The organism is Solirubrobacter pauli (genome assembly GCF_003633755.1).
GTDB lineage: Bacteria > Actinomycetota > Thermoleophilia > Solirubrobacterales > Solirubrobacteraceae > Solirubrobacter > Solirubrobacter pauli.
The window spans coordinates 58,200-74,836 of the sequence record NZ_RBIL01000003.1 but is presented as its reverse complement, the minus strand read 5'-3'; the positions used below and the strand labels follow the sequence as shown (position 1 = coordinate 74,836).

Sequence of the window (16,637 nt, the reverse complement as noted above, 5' to 3'; positions counted from 1 at the left end):
GCACACCACCCCGGTCCGAGAAGTGTCAGCGGCTATCCGAGCGCGTCCGTCAGGGCCGGGATCGCGGCGATGATCGCGTCGAAGCGCTCCTGCTCCTGGGCGCCGAGCCGGGCGGCCAGGGCCTGGGTGCGGATGTCGCCCGCGTGGCCGGCGATCCGGTCCAGCGCCCGGTAGTCGGCGATGTTCGCCGCGTGCGCCGCCGCCGCGTGTCGGGCACGCTGGAGGATCCGGTCGGCGGGATCGGCCGGCCGCAGCAGGTCGAGCGGTGTGAGCCGTCGCGCCGTCGCCTGCGCGAGCCCCGCCTGCACGAGCGACGCGACGCCCGAGAGCACCGAGCCGTTGCGGTACCCGAGCTCGGTGAGGCGGTCGGCGAGCGCCGTGATGTGGACGCGCGTCTCGTCGAGGTGGGCGACCAGCTCGTCGCGGTAGCCGCCGGGCGGAGCGGCGGAGAGCTGCGCCTGGATCTCGGGCACGAGCGCCCGCTCCCGCTCGTGGATGGCGTGCAGGTGGCGCAGGACCTTCAGCTGCGCGCGGGTGGGGGCGGTCACTTCTGCGTGATCGCCCATAGCCCCAGGCCCAGCAGCGCGAGCGTGCCGACCGCGCCGAGGAGCGCGACGGCGCCGTAGCCGGCGACCGTGCCGGTCCGCGCACCGGCTCGAATCTCCTGCGTCCGCTCCAGCCCGAGCAGCAGCAGGCCCCAGGTGACGACGAGGCCGACCCCGCCGAGGAGGCCGACCGCGACGACCTTGCCGAGATCGCCCCAGGCGACGAGCTCCGCGAGCACGTTCATGCCGGCACCGCCTTCAGGTCGTTGAGGCCCGCGTCCGTGGAGTCCTCGCGGCGCGTCTTGAGGAACAGCGCGACCGAGCCCGCCAGCGCGAGCGCGCCGACGACGACCGGGCCGGCCGTGTCACCCAGCACCGAGACGACGCCGTAGGCGGCCGCGGCGACCGCCGCGGCGCCCGGGAGAGTCAGCAGCCAGGCGATGCCCATGCGGCCCGCGATGCTCCAGTTGACCTCGCTCTCGCCCCGCCCGATCCCCGAGCCGACGACGGCACCGGAGACCACCTGCGTGGTGGAGAGCGGGTAGCCGAAGTACGATGAGCCGAGGATCAGCGTCGCGCCGGACGCCTCGGCCGAGAAGCCCTGTGGCGGTGTGATGTCGCCCGTGACCTTCTTGCCGAGCGTGTCGATGATCCGCCAGCCGCCCATGAACGTGCCCGCGGCGATGGCGCTCGCGCAGCCGAGCTTCACCCATAGCGGCACGGTGAAGTCGTCCGCGCTGAGGTTCCCGTTGGCGACGAGGGCGAGGACGATGATGCCCATCGACTTCTGCGCGTCGTTGGTGCCATGGCCGAGCGACACGAGCGACGCGGAGCCGATCTGCCCGAGCCGGTACCCGCGCGTGGCCGTGTCCGCGCCGATGTCGCGCAGGAACCGGTAGGCGATCTTCGTGCCGATCACGGCCACGGCGCCCGCGATCACCACGGCGAACACGCCCGGGATCAGCACCTTCTCCAGGATGCCCGCCCACTCCACGCCGGAGCTCCCGACCGCGGCGAGCATCGCGCCGACCATGCCGCCGATCAGGGCGTGGCTCGAGGACGAGGGCAGCCCGAGGTACCAGGTCGTCAGGTTGAAGCCGATCGCGCCGAGCAGGCCGGCGAAGATGATCGGCAGCGCGATCTGCCCCTGGTCGACGATCCCGCTCGCGATCGTCGCGGCGACGCTGATCGAGAGGAAGGCACCGACGAAGTTCAGCGAGGCGGCGAGCCCGAGGGCCTGCTTGGCGGGCAGGGCACGCGTGGCGATCGTGGTCGCCATGGCGTTCGCGGTGTCGTGGAACCCGTTCGTGAAGTCGAACGCCAGCGCGGCCCCCACCACGACGAACAGCAAGACGTCGTTCATGGCCGCGACCATCCCCGCCGAACGGGCCTCCCAGCGGGTCGGTCACCGAACCTTCACGACCATGAGCAGCCGGTGAGGTGCGGCGACCCAGCCGCACCCCGAGGGGTTCGGCTGACCGCACGCCGCAAAGATCAGGGACGGCTTCCCGACGTTGGCGCGGTCTGCGTGGGCGACAGTTCCCGGCATGCTTCGAACCCTTCGCTCGAGCCCTGCGCTCCTCGTCGCCGTGATCGCCCTCGTCGCCGCGACCGCCGGCACCGCGACGGCGGCCACCAAGGTGCTGATCAAGTCCAGCGCGCAGGTCAAGAACGGCTCGCTCGAGGCCGCCGACCTGTCGGCCAAGGCGCGCAAGTCGCTCCTGGGCAAGACCGGCCCGGCGGGCGCGACCGGTGCCGCGGGCGCTGCCGGTCCCGCCGGCCCCGCGGGCCCGGCCGGCGCGCGTGGCCCGTCCGAGGCGTTCGTCGCCCGCTCGGCGACGCAGAACACGCTCAACTGCCCCGCCGGCGGCTGCGACTCCGGCGCGACGATCCGCACCCTCGACCTGCCGGCCGGCAGCTACGTCCTCACCGCCTCGACGGAGCTCGCGCCCGTGACGTTCGTCGCCGACGTCTCGCGCAGCGTCGAATGCCACCTCACGCGCGCCGACACCCAGGCGTTCCAGCGCACCCTGCACCTCTACAAGGCCGCGAGCGCCTCCGGCGGCCTCTCCCATGAGCAGGCGGTCTCCATCACCTGGGCGGTGACGCTCCCGGCACCGACCACGGTCAGCCTCGACTGCGCCTTCGGCGCCGTCAAGTTCAGCGCGTCCAACACGCGCATCACCGCGCTGCAGGTCGGCTCGATCACCGAGACGGTGTCGTAACGTCGACCACGCGGAGCACGGTGTGGGTCTCCGGGTGTGTGCCGACGCGCTGGCCGGTGGCGGCGTCGAGCACCGCCGGGCTCGCGTAGACGCGCCCAGCCGCGACCGCCACCGCGTTCCCCGCCGTGCTCCACGCCGTCCGCCCGTCGCGGGTGAGCGCCGAGACGCGCCCGTCGCCGCCGGCGATGAACGTGCCGCCGGACGCGTAGACGTGCGTGCTGCGCTCGTCCCGCGCCAGCGCTCGCCAGGTGGTGGTGTCGTAGAGGCGCAGGCCGCGCGGACCGCCGACCGCGAGCGCGCCGTCGGCGTAGGCGGCGCTCGTCGCCGTGCCGTCGAAGCGACGGGTGGACACGCGCAGCGTCCTGGGGTCCAGGACCGCGATCCGCCGGTGGCCGACGATGTACGCGCGGCCGTCGCCGGCCGCGAGCGCGACCGTGCGGTGGACGCCCGGCAGGCGCACGAACCGGGTCCGCACGCGGCCGCTCGCGGTCACGACCGCCACCTCGACGCCGCGCCCGCGCCGGACCTCGTTGACCAGCACGCCCCGGCCGGCCACGTGCACGCCCTCCGGCGTGCCGAACGAGAAGCCGACCCGTCTCCGGGTGACGATCCGCCCGCTGTCGGGGTCGACGACCAGCAACGTCCCGTCCTGCAGCACCGCGCCGATCATCCCCGGGAACACGACCGCCTCGGCGGCGATGCCGGCGCGGACCTGGTGCTGGAGCTGCAGCCGCTGCGCGTCGACGACCCACAGGCCGACCCGTCCGCGTCCCGTGGTCGGGATGCCGGGCTCGCCGGGTGACGACACGCCGAGCGCGAAGCGCTGCCCGTGCGGGCCCATGACCGGCGCCGTGTGCGCCTCCGCGACCGCGATCGCCGGACCGGCCGGCTGAAGCGTGTCGCGGTCCCGCCAGGCCAGCGTCTGGTCGACGAGGCCGAGCGGCTGCTGCGCGAGTGCGCCGGCCGGCGCGCCGAGCACCAGGGCCGAGACGACGATCGCGAGCCGGCGTCGCACACCGAGAACGTACCTGAGTGGAGAGGGGTCGGGGCGGATTCGCTGAACCTGTGAGGAAGTGACGTCGCGGATCGCCCGGAGCGCTGTGCCGATCTACCTGGCGGTCGTGGCCACGACGATCGGCGCGACCGTCGACGCCGCGGTGCTCGGGCGCTACGACACGACCGCGCTGGCGCGCTTCACGGCCGCGATGGCCGTCTTCATCCCGGCGATCACCGTCGTCACGGGTGCGCAGCGGGGCGTCGCGCCGGCGCTCGCGCGGGCGGCCACCGATCCGGCACGCCTGCGCGCGAGCGTGCGCGCCTCGATGTGGCTGGCGCTCGCGGTCGGCGCGGTCGGCGCGGCCGCGGTGCTGTGCACGCGCGCCGTCGGACGCCTCGTCGGCGCGCCCGAGAAGGTCGCGCAGGTGCCGGCCGCGCTGCTCGTCCTGCTCGCCGCGAGCGTGCTGCTGACCGCGGTGCAGGCGACCGGCTCGGCGGCCGCGATCGCACTCGGCCGGGCCGGGCTGGTCTTCCGCGCGGGGCTCGCGGCGACCGGCGTGGGGATCGCGGGCACGCTGCTGCTGGTGCGCGGGCCCGGACCGTTCCCCGAGCTCGGGCTCGTCGGCACGGGTTGGGCGATGCTGGCCTCGACCGCCGTGTACGCCGTGCTCGTGCACTTCACCGTCGCCCGCGCGACCGACCTCGGAGCGGCGGCCGTGCGGATCGGCCGGCCGGACCCCGGCGCGGTCGTCGGGCTCGCGCGCGTGGGCATCCCGCTCGCGGCGACCGTGCTCGTGAAGTTCGCGGTGCTGGGCGTCGTGGCGCTCGCGGCGACCCGCCAGGGCGTCGACGCGGCCGCCGCGCACACGGTCGCGCTGTCGCTGGCGAACCTCGTCTTCGCCGCGGCGGTCGCGGTCGGCCAGGCCGTGGTCCCGCACGTCGCGCAGGCGCGGTCGCCCGCGGCGGCCCGTGAGCCGGTGCGCGCGGGCGTGCGGGTGGTCGTCGCGGCGGTCGTCCTCGCCGGGAGTGTGGTGGCGGTCTTCCACGGGCCGGTGATCGGCGTGTTCACGGATGACCCGGCCGTCGCCGACGTCGTCGTGGACCTGCTGCCGCTGGTCGCCGTCGCGGTGCTGGCCGACGCCGTGCAGGCGGTCGCCGGCTTCGGCCTCGTCGGCCTGCAACGCGCGTCGGCGAGCTTCGTCGCCTTCGCGGCGGGCTACGGCGTGCTCGCCGTGGTGGCCGTGCCGGTCACGAACGCCGGCGGCCTCGAAGCGCTGTGGGCGGCCGTCGCCGGCGCGAACGCGGCGCTCGTGCTCGCCCAGTCGGCGTTGTTCGCGCGCCTGAGCGCCCGGGCAGGCTGACCGACGTGCGCCCGCTCATCCTCACGGCCGTGCTGCCGCCGCCCGAGCAGGCGTGGCTGGACGCCTGGCGCGCGGAGTTCTTCCCGGCCGAGCGCAACCACCTCGCCGCGCACCTCACGCTCTTCCACGCGCTGCCGGGCGAGGACCACGACGCGATCGCGGCCGAGCTGGCGACGGTCGCGGCGCGGACGCCGCCGCTCGCCGCCCGCGCCGAGCGGCTGCGCTTCCTCGGGCGCGGCGTGGCCGTCGACGTGCACGCGCCGGCGCTGGTCGCGTTGCGCGCCGACCTCGCCGCGCGCTGGACGGGCCGGCTCACGCGCCAGGACGAGCAGCCGCTGCGGCCGCACGTCACGGTCTGCAACAAGGTCACGCCGGAGCGGGCCCGCGCGGTCGAGGAGGTGCTGCGTGCGCGTCTGGAGCCGCGCGCGTTCACGCTGACCGGCCTTGCGCTGCACGCGTACGCGGGCGGCCCGTGGGCGCCGCTCGGCGCGTGGTCGTTCGCCGGCGCTCAGCGCGCGGCGTGCGTCTGACCGAGCCGGTCGACCACGCGGCAGAGCGCCTCGACGACACGCGCGTCGAACTGCGTGCCGGCGCCGCGCTGCAGCTCCTCGACGGCGAAGGTCTGCCCGGGAGCGTTGCGGTACGGGCGATCGGACGTCATCGCCTCGTAGGCGTCGGCGACGAGGATGATGCGCGACTCGGGCGGGATCGCGTCGCCGGCGAGCCCGTCCGGGTAGCCGCGGCCGTCGACGCGCTCGTGGTGGTGGCGCACCCACTGCGCCTCCTGGGGGAGGCCCGCGGCCTGCACGATCTCGAACCCGAGCACGGCGTGCGCCTGCATGACCTTGTACTCGTCGTCGGTGAGCGCGGCGGGCTTGTTGAGGATGTGGTCCGGGACGCCGATCTTGCCGACGTCGTGCAGCAGGCCGGCGAGCCGCATGCGGGCCAGCCGGTCGCCGGTGAAGCCGAGCTCGGTGGCGATCAGCGCGGCGAGCTCGGACACGGTCTGGCAGTGGCTGCGCGTGTACGAGTCCTTCGCGTCCACGGCGCGCGCGAGCGCGGAGGCGAGCGTCTGGGTGTGCCGCTCGTCGACCCGCGGCGCATCGCTCTTCGGGGCCATCTCGACCGTGTAGACCGCGACGTGCTGGCGCAGCGCCTTCGCGCGCAGCAGCGCCATGTCGGCCTCGCGGATGAGCTCGTCGCGGGGGCGCAACGTCTCGGCTTCGGCGATGCCGGCCGTGGCGGTGAAGCCGGGCAGCGCGGCCCGCAGCCGCTGCGCGAACTCGAGCGCGCCCCACGCCCGCGTGTCGGGGAGGATGACGGCGAACTCGTCCCCGCCGATGCGGTAGGCCTGGTCGGCGCCGCGCATCGTCGCGCGCAGCGTGTCGGCGAGCGCGCGGATCCGCTCGTCCCCGGCCTGGTGGCCGTGCGTGTCGTTGAGCGTCTTGAGGTCGTCGAGGTCGACCAGCGCCAGCGCGAGCGGCAGCCCGGTGCGGCTGGCGTGCTGCAGCTCGCGCGCGAGGTCCTCGTGGAAGACCCGGTGGTTGCGCAGGCCGGTCAGCGGGTCCGAGCTGGCCATCTCCGCGAGGCGCTCGAGCTCCGCCGCCCGGGCGGCGCTGAGCCGCCGCCGCTGCGCGCGCAGCAGCAGGCCGAGCAGCGTGAAGATGCACGCCGCGGTGACGATCACGATCATCGCGCCGCGGATGACGGTGTCCAGCTTCGCGCTCGCCTGCTCGCCGAGGCCGCGCGCCCGATCGGTGGCGGCGTCCGCCTCACGGCCGAGCGCGTTCCCGAGGTACGCGGCCAGCGCGCGTGCCACGTCCGCGCTCGCGGAGTCGTCGAACACCGGGTCGGCGAAGCGCCGGTAGGAGTCATGGTCGGACCGCAGGCTCGTCGCGGCGGACCCCGCCTCGGCCAGCGCCGCGTCGACGTCATCCGAGGCCCGCTCGTGCGCGGTCTCGTCGCGCGTGAGCAGCGCGCTCTGCTCGCGGCTGTGGGCGACGTACGCCTCCCGCAGCGCGTAGCTGATGCGGTCGCTGGCCGACGCCTGGCGCGAGGCCGCGGCGGCGCCGCGCGCGTCGATCACCAGCGCGCAGGCCATTCCCAGCACAGCGAGCACGCCGCCCCAGACGGCGACCGTGAACAGTGCTGATGGCCGGCGGACCACGCCTGGGAGATCGTCCGACGGCAAGCGAACTTGAGCGGTCAGCAGGTCAAACTTCGCGCGCCCCGCCCGATCCTGTCGGGCGGCGGCGTCGTGGCGACTCGACGAGCGCCGCCGCGCCGAACGCCAGCAGCGCGATCCCAGGGACCGCCAGCCCGGCGACGGGGTCGAACCTCGTCGTGGCGCGGACCGGCTCGCCACCGGCGCAGCGCGCCCCAGGGGGCCACCAGGAAAGCCCATCCGGAACCGCCGCGCCGTCGCGTGCGCACAGCTCGGCCGCGCGCGATCCCGTGTGCAGGAACAGGAACGTGGCGAGCACGCACACGAGGCCGATCGCGAGCGCCACGCGAGTGCTCATGCGCGATGCGGGTTCGCGGGCATGCGACGCACGTACCCCGGGCCGCGGTCGGCCATGCCCGCGACGCCCGACGGGCGTCAGGCTGCGTGTCACGTTTCGGGACGCAGCGTGAAGCGATGAGTAGTGGCTGATCTGACCCATCTGAGCGACGAGGAGCTGCTGCGGTTGACGCCGCGGCAGGCGGCGGCGTTCGATCAGTTCTACCTGCGCCACGAGCGGTTGGTGCTCGGGTATCTGCGCAAGCGCACGGCGTCGTCGGACGTCGCGATCGACCTGGCCGCCGAGACGTTCGTCGCGGCGCTCGCGTCCGTCAAGCGCTATCGGGCGTCGGAGGGGCCGGCGGTGGCGTGGTTGCTCGGGATCGCGCGGCACAAGCTGTTGCGCTCGATCCAGCGCGGCGAGGTGGAGGCGCGGGCGCGACGCAAGCTGGGCGCGCCGCGGCTGGAGCTGCTCGACGAGCGGCTCGAGCGCGTCGACCAGCTGGGCAGCCGGACGGCGGAGGAACTGCTCGCGCAGCTGCGTCCGCGCGAGGCCGAGGCGGTGCGCGCGCGGGTGATCGAGGAGCTGAGCTATCCGGAGCTGGCGGAGCGCATGCGGTGCTCGGCGCTCGTCGCGCGCAAGCACGTCAGCCGCGGGCTGTTGACCCTGAGAACGATCGTGGAGCACGACGATGTCTGACGTACCGGAGCTGCGCGAGCTCGTCCGGGGCGTGGCCGAGCGCACGGTGCGGCGCCGTCGCCGGTGGCTGGCGCTGCGGCTCGCGATGCCCGCGGCGGTCGCCGCCGGGGCCGCCGGCGTGGTGCTCGCCGGCGGTGACCGGCACCGCGACGAGGTGCCGGCCGTCACCACGCCCGCGCCCACCGAGACGGCTGCGCCCAACCCGTTCACGCCCAGCCGGCGCGACCCGAGCACGCCCGCGGCGACGCTGGACGAGGCGCGTGCCGAGGCGCAGCGCACGCTGGGGATCTTCCGGCGCCCCCCGCGCGCCTCCGATCGCCTCGCTGAGCGCCCGAAGCCGAACTTGCGGCTCGTGCCGCAGCGGGTGGACTGGTCGCTCGCGCGCCGGGTCAAGCGGCGCGACAACTTCGAGGAGTACCTGATGCCCGGCCTGTGGGACGGCAAGCCGGGGCTCTGCACCGTCGCCCGGTCGCGGGGCCGGACGTTCGGCGTCAGCTGCAGTCCCGGCTTTCCGACGCTCGCGTCGCCGATGTGGTCGCGCACCAAGGCGCCCCGCGGCGCCCCGCCGATCTACTTCCTGCTGTTCCCCGACGGCGTCGAGCGCATCACCCTGCACCTGAAGTCCGGGGCGCAGGTCCAGCGCCGGGTCCGGGACAACCGGCTGGAGTTCCAGCAGCGCGGGCTCGACGAGATCACGTGGCGCGACACGACCGGCCGCGAGTACCGCAAGCGGCTGGTCATCTGAACCCTACGCCGGCGGGCCGAGGACGAACGCGCCGGCCAGGTCGCCGCCGGAGCGCTTCCGGCAGCCTTCGGACGTGCGGAACGTGACACGCAGCGGTGCGCGTCGGGCGCTGCGCGGCAGCGGGACGGCGACGCGGTGCCGCCGGCCGTCGGGTGCGCGGATGCTCTTGCTCGCGACCGTCCGCGTGCCGTGCCTGACGCTGACGTTCGTGCGGCAAGGCGGGAAGATGTTGGTGTCGTCCCACTGCAACGCGAAGCGCAGCGCGCTCCCTCGGCGCACGCGCGTCAGGACGAAGAGGTCCACGAGCAGGCGCTCGCAGTCGGCGCCGACGCGCATGTGGGACCCCGGGTCGACCAGCCGGTCCGCTCCGCGGCCGCAGTCGTTGGCTCCACGCGTGCCGCCCGGCTCCAGGCTGTCGGCGCCGTCTCCGCCGCTGAGCCGGTCGCGTCCCGGCCCGCCTTCGAGCCGGTCCGCGCCCGCGCCGCCATCGATGCGGTCGTCGCCGGAGCCGCCCTCCAGGCGGTCGGCTCCGCCGCGGCCGACGATCACGTCGTCCCCGCCGCCGCCGTCGAGCCAGTTGACGCCGTCGGTGCCGGCGAGGCGGTCGTCCCCCGCACCGCCCACGGCGCTCTCGACGTTCGTGACGAGGTCGCCGCCGTCGCGTCCGGGGTCGGCCAGGTCGACCTGCACCGGCGTCGACGTGCCGGCGTACAGCACGCGGTCGAAGGTGCCGTCGCCGCCATCGATCACGTCCGGCTCGAGCGTCGGGCCGCCGTCGCCGTTGAGGACGTCGTCGCCCGCGCCGCCCTGCAGCACGTCACGGCCCGTCCCGCCCCTGAGCACGCCGCTGCCACGGAGGACGTCGTCTCCCGACCCGCCGTCGAGCACGTTGCCGTACTGGTACGGCCCGGACGGGCCTTCGAGCGTGTCGGTGCCGGCCCCGCCGGACACCTCCGCGCTGCCGGCCGTCACGAGCACGTGGTCGTCCCCGTCGGCGACGTCGACCTGGGCGGCGATCGCCGTGTACGGGAGGAGGCACCGCGCGCTCCCGTCGGCCTGCGCCGTGCATCCGGGACCGGGCGTGACGCCGGCCGTGTCGGCGACGATCACCGCGCCGTCCTCGGCGGGCGCGAGCCGCAGGTCGTTGGCCTCGTCACCGCCGCGGACGCGCAGCGCCGACGTGCTGAAGTCGATGCCCTTCTCGTTGACCGACCGCGTCGAACGGACCTCCACGGTCGTCGTCGCCTGTGCCGGCGCGACAAGCACCGCCATCGCAATCATCGTCGCACGAACGAGCACGGGAACCTCAACGGTTCCTCGCGTTCGAAGTTCCGGCGGAACGTTGATCGGCGCGGCGGGCTCGTGAGCGCGCCATGATCGCCCCGTGCGCATGTTCATCGGAGTCGTGACCGCTCTGCTGGCGCTGGCGGCGCCCGCCGCTGCCCAGGACGATGTCGGCCTGCTCAAGGCACTCGGGACGTGGACCCAGCCCTCCGACCCCGCGGACGTGGTCGCGCTGGCCGACGGCACCGCGGTGTTCAGCGCCGAGGACGCGATCCACGGGCGCGAGCTGTGGCGGACAGACGGGACGGCGGCGGGCACGCAGCTCGTGAGCGACCTCGTGCCAGGGCCCGAGGGCTCGTTCCCGGTCGCGCTCGAGGCGGTCGGCGACCTCGCGTACTTCTACACCGTGAACGGCGTCTGGCGAACCGACGGGACCAGCGCCGGCACGCGTCGGCTGGTGGACTTCCGGACGGCTTCCGGGATGAAGGCCCGCACCGCCGCGGCGGAGAACGAGCCGGTCCGACAGCGGTTCCAGCCGCTCGGCGACGGCGTGCTCTTCGTGCAGCCGGACGCCTACAGCGGCGAACCGGAGCTCTGGCACCTGCGCCCCAGCGGTGCGAAGAAGCTCGACCTGTTCGACGACCCGCAGCTGGGGCGGCAGCTCACCGTCAGCGCGGCCGTCGACGGCAAGGTCCTGCTCACGGGCACGTACTCGCAGTACCTCACCGACGGCACCCGCGAGGGCACGCAGGAGGTGTATCCGGGCGTCGGCTTCGCGCCGGTCAAGACCACGGACGGGCACCTGGCGTCGTACGGCTCCGGCGGCAGCCTCGTGGTGCTGCGGCGCGGCGAGACCAAGAGCACCGTCGTCTCGCCGGGGCTCGAGTACGCGCCGCTGCGGGCGATCGGCGACGCCGTCTACTTCGCCGCCGAGGACGGCCTCCGCCGCTGGACGGCCGCCGACGGCGTCACGACGCTCGGCGGCCCGCCGCCCGCGTGGAGCGAGACCGGGGGAGAGCAGGACATCGAGCGCTCCGGCAGCACGATCTTCTGGACCGGGAGCAGTGGGTCGCGGACGCGGCTCGCGCGCTGGGACGGGCAGACCGCCGCGGTCGTGCCCGGGCCCGCGTACGGGCTCACGCGGATCACCGCCGCCGGTCCGGGCACCGTGCTCTTCTGGGCGTACGACGAGCGCGAGGAAGACGGCGAGCGCGTGCTCTGGCTCGCCGGCGCGACCGGCATGCAGCGGGTGCCCGGCGAGGTCCTCCACGGAGACTGGACGTACCGGATGGCCAAGACGCGCAACGGCGTGGTCTATCCGGCCTGGACGGAGCACGGCGATCTCGAGCTGCACCGCTCCGACGGCACACCGGGCGGCACGGGCCAGCTCGGCGACGTCAACCCGCTGCCGAAGGGCTCGGAGCCGTACGGTGCCGCACGGGTCGGCGCGCGGGTCCTGTTCCCGACCGCCGAGCGCGGCGAGCTGTGGGTGACCGACGGCACGGCCGCCGGCACGACGACCGTACGCGCGCTCGACAGCACCGGCGCGCCGCTCGACCCCGTCTGGATGGACTCGGACGGCACCACCGCGTACTTCCTCGGCGGCAACGACCGCCTGCTCTACCAGAGCGACGGCACGGCGGCCGGCACGCGTCCGATCGCCGGGCCCTTCAACGGCTTCCTCGGACTCGGACGAGTCGGCGCCGCGTTCGTGTTCGGCACGGACGGCGAGCTGTGGCGCACCGACGGCACCGCGGCCGGCACCTACTCGCTCGGCGAGACCTACGCGGGCGAGCCCGTGGCCGTCAACGGCGACCGCTCGATGCTGGTCACGAGTGGCTACTGGGACTCGATCTGGACGGACGGGACGCGCACCGCGCGCCTGCCCACCGGCCGCTCGATCGCCGGCGTGGCGGTCCCGGGCGGCTTCCTCGCCGGGATGGAGCTCGGCTCGCCCGACGACTCCACGCTCGGCACCGAGCTCTACCGCCTCGACGAGACCGCCACGCGTGCCGAGCTGCTCGCCGACCTCGAGCCGGGCAAGACCGGCAGCGTCCCGCGCGGCATGACGCGTGCCGGAGACCGGGTCGTCTTCGTCGCCGGGACGTCCGCGTTCGGCACGCGCTGGTACTCCACGGACCTGAGCGGCGGCGGGCTGCAGCCGTTGCCGATCGGGGGCGCCGTCTCGTGGCCCTACGCGTGGGAGACCGGCCGCTACACGTACATCACGGCGTGGAGCAGCGACCCGGACCGGCAGGGGATGACCCTGTACCGCACCGACGGCACCCCGGCCGGCACCGTGGCGCTGCGCTTCTTCCCGTTCGACGACAACGAGCACGCCCCGCTCGACTTCACCGCGTTCGGAGACACCGTCTGGTTCAGCGCGTGGGACCCCGAGCACGGGCGCGAGCTGTGGAAGACCGACGGCACGCCCGCGGGGACCCGGATGGCGGCCGACATCCTGCCCGGCCCGGACTCCTCGGACCCGGCCGACCTGCTGCCGGCCGACGACTTCCTCTACTTCTCCGCCTTCAACCTCGAGCACGGCGCCGAGCCGTGGCGCGTCTGGCGGCCGCGTCCGTCGGCCGAGGCGCCGGGGGAGCCCGCGCCGCCGGTCACGATCGAGCCGCTGCCGGTGCCGCTGCCGCTGCCGCCCGCGGCCGATCAGCCCGCGGCACGCCGCGACACCCTGCCGCTCAAGGTGGAGCGCGCGACCGTCTCGGTCACGGTCAAGCGCCTGCGCGGCGCCGGCGCGCGCAAGCGCTGGCGCGTGTCCGGTCGAGTCGCCGAGTCGGGCTGCAGTGGACGCCTCCGCATCGACGTCAACCGCGGGCAGCGCCGCGTGAAGTCCACCACCGCCCGGCTCCGGCGCTGCCGCTTCGACGCGATCGTGACCACGACCGCGCGCGGACCGCGGCTCACGCTCACGATCCGGACGGTCCCGACGAGCACGCTCGTGGCCGCTCGCTCACGGACGGTCCGCCTGCGCTGACCCCTCACCGCTCTTGCGAGCGGGGTTTCCCCCATAGTCGGTCCGTCGACCGGCGCGTACCGTCGCGGCATGACCGGTGGAGCAACCACAACCGAAAGGCCACTCGCATGCTGAACGTCGTCTTGAGCGCCATCGCGCACGGCACGCAGGTCGGAAGCGAGGGCATCATCGCGATCCTGATCGGGCTGCGTCAGGGGTGAACGCGCGGCGGCGACGACCAAGGACCGCGAAGCAGCCGGTCCCCGGGGTGAGGACCAGTGACTTCGACGGGCGCGACGGTCGTGACGGCGCGGGAGGCTTCGTACACCAGCTACGCCGACCGTACGGAGGTCACCATGAGCATCACCCAGCCCGCCACCATCCCGTCACCGCCCGCCGGGCAGCAGCTCGCGACCGTCCCGATGCGGTTCGAGGTCACGCCGGTTCCCGTCACCGACTTCGACCGCGCGAAGGCGTTCTACCAGCAGCTCGGATGGCAGCTCGACATCGACCATCAGTTCACCGAGCAGGTGCGCGCCGTCCAGCTCACGCCGCCCGGATCGTCCGCGTCGATCCAGTTCCGCCCGGCGGGTGCCGAGCGCCTCCAGCGGCTGTTGTTGATCGTGAGCGACATCGAGGCGGCTCGCACCGAGCTCATCGATCGCGGCATCGCGGTCAGCGACATCTTCCACGCGTTGCCGGGCGAGGCGCCGCAGCCCGGCCGCGACCCTGACGGCCGCTCCTACGTCAGCCACGCCACGTTCGCGGACCCCGACGGCAACCAGTGGGTCTTGCAGGAAGTCAACGAGCGGATTCCCGGGCGAGTCCAGTAGAGCCGCATCGTGACGCGTTGACCCGCACCGGCGTTTGGAGGATCATCGGACCGACCAAGGAGGTCGGTATGGCGAGAATGATGGCCGACTGCCGTCGCTGGCCGAGCGACAGCAACTGCTCCCTCACCATCATCGGTGAGCAGGAGGAGGTGGTTCGGGCCGCCGCGGAGCACGCCGCTTCCGTGCACGGGCATGAGGACACGCCCGAGCTGCGACAGCAGCTGAGCGAGTTCCTGGAGCCGGCCGAGGCGTACTCGAACGCGCCGCGTGCCCCGGAGCCGATGCCGGGCTAGCCCGAGGACGGCGTGCCGCCGCCGGCGGCACGCCGCTGCCCCGCGCGGTCAGCCGGCGATCGCGTCGAGGCGTTCGCGGTCTTGCGCGCTGAGCTCGATCGCTCCGACCGCGACGTTCTCCTCCAGGTGCGCGATGCTGGACGTCCCGGGGATCAGGAGGACGTTCGGGCTGTGCGCGAGCAACCACGCCAGGCCGATCTGCGCCGGGGTCGCCGCGTGCGTGGCTGCGATCTCACGGACGACCGGGTGCCCGTCGACCTTGCCGAAGTCGAGCGGGAAGAAGGGCACGAAGGCGATGCCCCGTTGCGCGCACGCCTGGAGGAGCGCTTCGTCCTTGCGGAACGTCAGCGCGTACTGGTTCTGCACGCACGCGATCTCGACGCCGAGCTCGGCGGCGCGGTCCAGCTCGGCGACGCTGACGTTCGAGAGCCCGATGGCGCCGATCTTGCCGGCGTCCCGCGCGTCCACGAGCGCCGCCAGCCGCTCGTCGAATCCGGGGTCGGGCACCGCGAACAGGCGGAGGTTGACGACGTCGAGCCGCTCCACGCCGAGGCCGATCAGGTTCTCGTCGATGCCCCACGTCAGCTCGGCGGGTGAGAGCGCGGGCAGCCAGGCGCCGTCGGGGCCACGGCGGCCGCCGACCTTGGACACGACGGTCACCTCCGACAGGTCGAACGCCTCGCGCAGGAGCGCGTTGGAGACCCACGGGCCGTAATAGGCGGCCGTGTCGAAGTGGTCGACGCCGAGCGCACGCGCCCGCCGCAGCACAGCGAGCGCCGCGTCGCGGTCGCGCGGCGGGCCGAAGTGGTTGGGACCGGGAAGCTGCATGGTTCCGTAGCCGACGCGGTGCACCGCACGCCCGGCCAGCTCGTAGCTGTGAGTCATGACGCTGATGCTGCGCTAGGTTCAGCCGCCGGACCAGAAGCCCCTTGAACATGGGAGTCACACCACCACCCACGCGACGCTCCGAGCTGGCCGCCTTCCTGCGCTCGCGCCGCGCCCGCATCCGGCCTGAGGACGTCGGGCTGCCGGACGGCGGAACCCGCCGACGGACGCCCGGCCTGCGCCGCGAGGAGCTCGCCGCGCTCGCCGGAGTCGGGGTGTCCTGGTACACGTGGCTCGAGCAGGGCCGCGACATCAACGCGTCGCCGCAGGTGCTCGACGCGATCGCGCGGGCGCTGCGCCTCGACGACGCCGAACGCGGGACGCTGTACGCGCTGGCACGCACCGAGATGCCGCTCGCGACCGAGCCGTCCGACGACGCCGTCGCCGTCGAGCTGGCGCAGCTCGTGGACGCGATGCATCCCCACCCCGCGTACCTGATCGGCCCGATGACGCGGATCCTCGCGTGGAACGACGCCGCCTCCCGGATCTTCGGCGAGGCGTTCGACCAGCCGGCGGAGTCGCGCTCGCTGCTGCACTGGTTCTTCGTCCACCGCCCGGACCCGCAGAACCCGCTCTGGGAGAGCACGGCGCGCGGCACCGTCGCCCGGTTCCGCGCCGAGCACGCGCGCCACGCCGGCGAGCACGACTACGAGCAGCTCGTGGAGTCGCTCAGGGCCCGCAGCGAGCCCTTCGCCCGCTGGTGGGATTCTCGCGACGTCCTCGACGTGCAGCGCGGCACCAAGACGATCGACCACCCGCAGCTCGGGCGCCTGTTCTTCCTCCATGCCCAGACCATTCCGACGGGTGCGCCGGAGCTCCGCCTGACCGTCTACGGCCCGGGGGATGACGCCACCCGCCGGGCGTTGGCGCGGCTCTAGCTCCGTACGGCGTCGAACTTCGCGATCGCGTCGGCAGTGACCGGCGTGAAGAAGTTGACGAGGTTGCCATCGGGATCGCGGAAGAGGATCGAGCGGTTGCCCCACGGCATGGTGGTCGGCGCCTGCACCCAGTCGCTGACGTGTGGCTGGAGGCGCTCGTGCTCGGCGTCGACGTCGTCGACGCGGAACTCGATGATCGCCGAGTGGTTGTCGGCGGGCCGGGCCGAGCCCTCACCGAACAGGGCGGTGGTCGACGTGTGCCCGATGGCGAGCGTGCCGGCGGCGGTCTGCAGCTCGACGAACACGGGGGTGTAGCGGACGGGGGTGACACCCGTCGCGAGCTCGTAGAAGCGAGCCGCCCGGTCGACGTCGTCGGTGATGATCCGGATGGAGACAAGGTTCACAGTGCGGCTCCTGTTCA

The 16,637-nt window shown here is 74.1% G+C and carries 18 protein-coding genes; 9 read left to right on the top strand and 9 right to left on the bottom strand.

Features of this window, described 5'->3' with window-relative positions; translation table 11 throughout:
- Positions 1–32 precede the first annotated feature (32 nt).
- From C8N24_RS32005 to C8N24_RS31995, 3 genes are read right to left on the bottom strand one after another with little or no spacing between them, the layout of a single operon-like run.
- Entirely contained in the window at positions 33–548 is a 516-nt protein-coding gene (locus tag C8N24_RS32005) for a hypothetical protein (RefSeq protein WP_121258282.1), read from the bottom strand.
- Entirely contained in the window at positions 545–790 is a 246-nt protein-coding gene (locus tag C8N24_RS32000; protein WP_121258280.1) for a hypothetical protein, read from the bottom strand. The genes C8N24_RS32005 and C8N24_RS32000 overlap by 4 nt, the downstream gene beginning before the upstream one ends.
- A complete protein-coding gene (locus C8N24_RS31995; protein ID WP_170179572.1) occupies positions 787–1,908 on the bottom strand; it encodes an inorganic phosphate transporter in 1,122 nt (373 codons plus the stop codon). Before C8N24_RS31995 ends, C8N24_RS32000 begins: the two co-directional genes overlap by 4 nt.
- Before the next feature lie 184 nt (positions 1,909–2,092).
- Between C8N24_RS31995 and C8N24_RS34875 the strand changes: the two genes are divergently transcribed.
- Positions 2,093–2,770, top strand: coding sequence for a hypothetical protein (locus C8N24_RS34875; protein ID WP_211340240.1), 678 nt, complete (start codon positions 2,093–2,095; stop codon positions 2,768–2,770).
- Here the strand turns inward: C8N24_RS34875 and C8N24_RS31985 are convergent.
- On the bottom strand, positions 2,751–3,785 hold the full coding sequence (locus tag C8N24_RS31985; RefSeq protein WP_121258276.1) for a hypothetical protein: 1,035 nt from the start codon (positions 3,783–3,785) through the stop codon (positions 2,751–2,753). The two genes, C8N24_RS34875 and C8N24_RS31985, sit on opposite strands and share 20 nt — an antisense overlap.
- Positions 3,786–3,843: 58 nt before the next feature.
- Between C8N24_RS31985 and C8N24_RS31980 the strand changes: the two genes are divergently transcribed.
- On the top strand, positions 3,844–5,127 hold the full coding sequence (locus C8N24_RS31980) for an MATE family efflux transporter (protein WP_121258274.1): 1,284 nt from the start codon (positions 3,844–3,846) through the stop codon (positions 5,125–5,127).
- A gap of 5 nt (positions 5,128–5,132) precedes the next feature.
- Positions 5,133–5,657 carry a 2'-5' RNA ligase family protein gene (locus C8N24_RS31975; RefSeq protein WP_211340239.1) on the top strand — a complete coding sequence of 175 codons (525 nt, stop codon included), beginning with the start codon at positions 5,133–5,135 and terminating at the stop codon, positions 5,655–5,657.
- On the opposite strand, the gene C8N24_RS31970 is transcribed toward C8N24_RS31975, so the two are convergent.
- Both C8N24_RS31970 and C8N24_RS34475 read right to left on the bottom strand, forming a co-directional pair.
- The gene (locus C8N24_RS31970) at positions 5,636–7,294 is read right to left on the bottom strand and encodes a diguanylate cyclase (RefSeq protein WP_170179571.1); all 1,659 of its coding nucleotides are present in this window, start codon (positions 7,292–7,294) and stop codon (positions 5,636–5,638) included. The genes C8N24_RS31975 and C8N24_RS31970 overlap by 22 nt on opposite strands.
- Before the next feature lie 46 nt (positions 7,295–7,340).
- Positions 7,341–7,649, bottom strand: coding sequence for a hypothetical protein (locus C8N24_RS34475; protein WP_170179570.1), 309 nt, complete (start codon positions 7,647–7,649; stop codon positions 7,341–7,343).
- A 123-nt stretch (positions 7,650–7,772) separates the two neighbouring features.
- On the opposite strand from C8N24_RS34475, the gene C8N24_RS31965 reads away from it, so the two are divergent.
- Positions 7,773–8,327: an RNA polymerase sigma factor gene (locus C8N24_RS31965; RefSeq protein WP_121258269.1), complete on the top strand. Its 555-nt coding sequence runs from the start codon at positions 7,773–7,775 to the stop codon at positions 8,325–8,327.
- Positions 8,320–9,072, top strand: coding sequence for a hypothetical protein (locus tag C8N24_RS31960; RefSeq protein WP_121258267.1), 753 nt, complete (start codon positions 8,320–8,322; stop codon positions 9,070–9,072). Before C8N24_RS31965 ends, C8N24_RS31960 begins: the two co-directional genes overlap by 8 nt.
- A 3-nt stretch (positions 9,073–9,075) precedes the next feature.
- On the opposite strand, the gene C8N24_RS33490 is transcribed toward C8N24_RS31960, so the two are convergent.
- Entirely contained in the window at positions 9,076–10,344 is a 1,269-nt protein-coding gene (locus C8N24_RS33490; protein WP_170179569.1) for a calcium-binding protein, read from the bottom strand.
- A gap of 133 nt (positions 10,345–10,477) precedes the next feature.
- On the opposite strand from C8N24_RS33490, the gene C8N24_RS31945 reads away from it, so the two are divergent.
- The 3 genes from C8N24_RS31945 to C8N24_RS31935 all read left to right on the top strand — a co-directional run bounded on the left by C8N24_RS31945 (position 10,478) and on the right by C8N24_RS31935 (position 14,453).
- On the top strand, positions 10,478–13,348 hold the full coding sequence (locus C8N24_RS31945) for an ELWxxDGT repeat protein (protein WP_211340238.1): 2,871 nt from the start codon (positions 10,478–10,480) through the stop codon (positions 13,346–13,348).
- 335 nt (positions 13,349–13,683) lie between these two features.
- On the top strand, positions 13,684–14,160 hold the full coding sequence (locus C8N24_RS31940) for a VOC family protein (protein WP_121258705.1): 477 nt from the start codon (positions 13,684–13,686) through the stop codon (positions 14,158–14,160).
- Between the two features lie 68 nt (positions 14,161–14,228).
- Positions 14,229–14,453 (top strand): DUF1059 domain-containing protein, encoded by a 225-nt coding sequence (locus tag C8N24_RS31935; protein WP_121258703.1) that lies wholly within the window; start codon positions 14,229–14,231, stop codon positions 14,451–14,453.
- Positions 14,454–14,501: 48 nt separating this feature from the next.
- On the opposite strand, the gene C8N24_RS31930 is transcribed toward C8N24_RS31935, so the two are convergent.
- Positions 14,502–15,338: an oxidoreductase gene (locus C8N24_RS31930; protein ID WP_121258263.1), complete on the bottom strand. Its 837-nt coding sequence runs from the start codon at positions 15,336–15,338 to the stop codon at positions 14,502–14,504.
- A gap of 50 nt (positions 15,339–15,388) precedes the next feature.
- Here C8N24_RS31930 and C8N24_RS31925 point away from each other — a divergent pair, with 50 nt between their 5' ends.
- The gene (locus tag C8N24_RS31925; protein WP_121258261.1) at positions 15,389–16,216 is read left to right on the top strand and encodes a helix-turn-helix transcriptional regulator; all 828 of its coding nucleotides are present in this window, start codon (positions 15,389–15,391) and stop codon (positions 16,214–16,216) included.
- Here the strand turns inward: C8N24_RS31925 and C8N24_RS31920 are convergent.
- Entirely contained in the window at positions 16,213–16,620 is a 408-nt protein-coding gene (locus C8N24_RS31920; protein ID WP_121258259.1) for a VOC family protein, read from the bottom strand. The two genes, C8N24_RS31925 and C8N24_RS31920, sit on opposite strands and share 4 nt — an antisense overlap.
- Between the last annotated feature and the right edge of the window lie 17 nt (positions 16,621–16,637).

What these genes read in the sequence shown, in the direction of transcription:
- C8N24_RS31935 (WP_121258703.1), top strand. Translation starts at nt 14,229, where the DNA reads ATGGCGAGAATGATGGCCGACTGCCGTCGCTGGCCGAGCGACAGCAAC.
- C8N24_RS34875 (WP_211340240.1), top strand. Translation starts at nt 2,093, where the DNA reads ATGCTTCGAACCCTTCGCTCGAGCCCTGCGCTCCTCGTCGCCGTGATC.
- C8N24_RS31925 (WP_121258261.1), top strand. Translation starts at nt 15,389, where the DNA reads ATGGGAGTCACACCACCACCCACGCGACGCTCCGAGCTGGCCGCCTTC.
- C8N24_RS33490 (WP_170179569.1), bottom strand. Translation starts at nt 10,344, where the DNA reads ATGGCGGTGCTTGTCGCGCCGGCACAGGCGACGACGACCGTGGAGGTC.
- C8N24_RS31960 (WP_121258267.1), top strand. Translation starts at nt 8,320, where the DNA reads ATGTCTGACGTACCGGAGCTGCGCGAGCTCGTCCGGGGCGTGGCCGAG.
- C8N24_RS31940 (WP_121258705.1), top strand. Translation starts at nt 13,684, where the DNA reads ATGAGCATCACCCAGCCCGCCACCATCCCGTCACCGCCCGCCGGGCAG.
- C8N24_RS31995 (WP_170179572.1), bottom strand. Translation starts at nt 1,908, where the DNA reads ATGAACGACGTCTTGCTGTTCGTCGTGGTGGGGGCCGCGCTGGCGTTC.
- C8N24_RS31930 (WP_121258263.1), bottom strand. Translation starts at nt 15,338, where the DNA reads ATGACTCACAGCTACGAGCTGGCCGGGCGTGCGGTGCACCGCGTCGGC.
- C8N24_RS34475 (WP_170179570.1), bottom strand. Translation starts at nt 7,649, where the DNA reads ATGAGCACTCGCGTGGCGCTCGCGATCGGCCTCGTGTGCGTGCTCGCC.
- C8N24_RS32000 (WP_121258280.1), bottom strand. Translation starts at nt 790, where the DNA reads ATGAACGTGCTCGCGGAGCTCGTCGCCTGGGGCGATCTCGGCAAGGTC.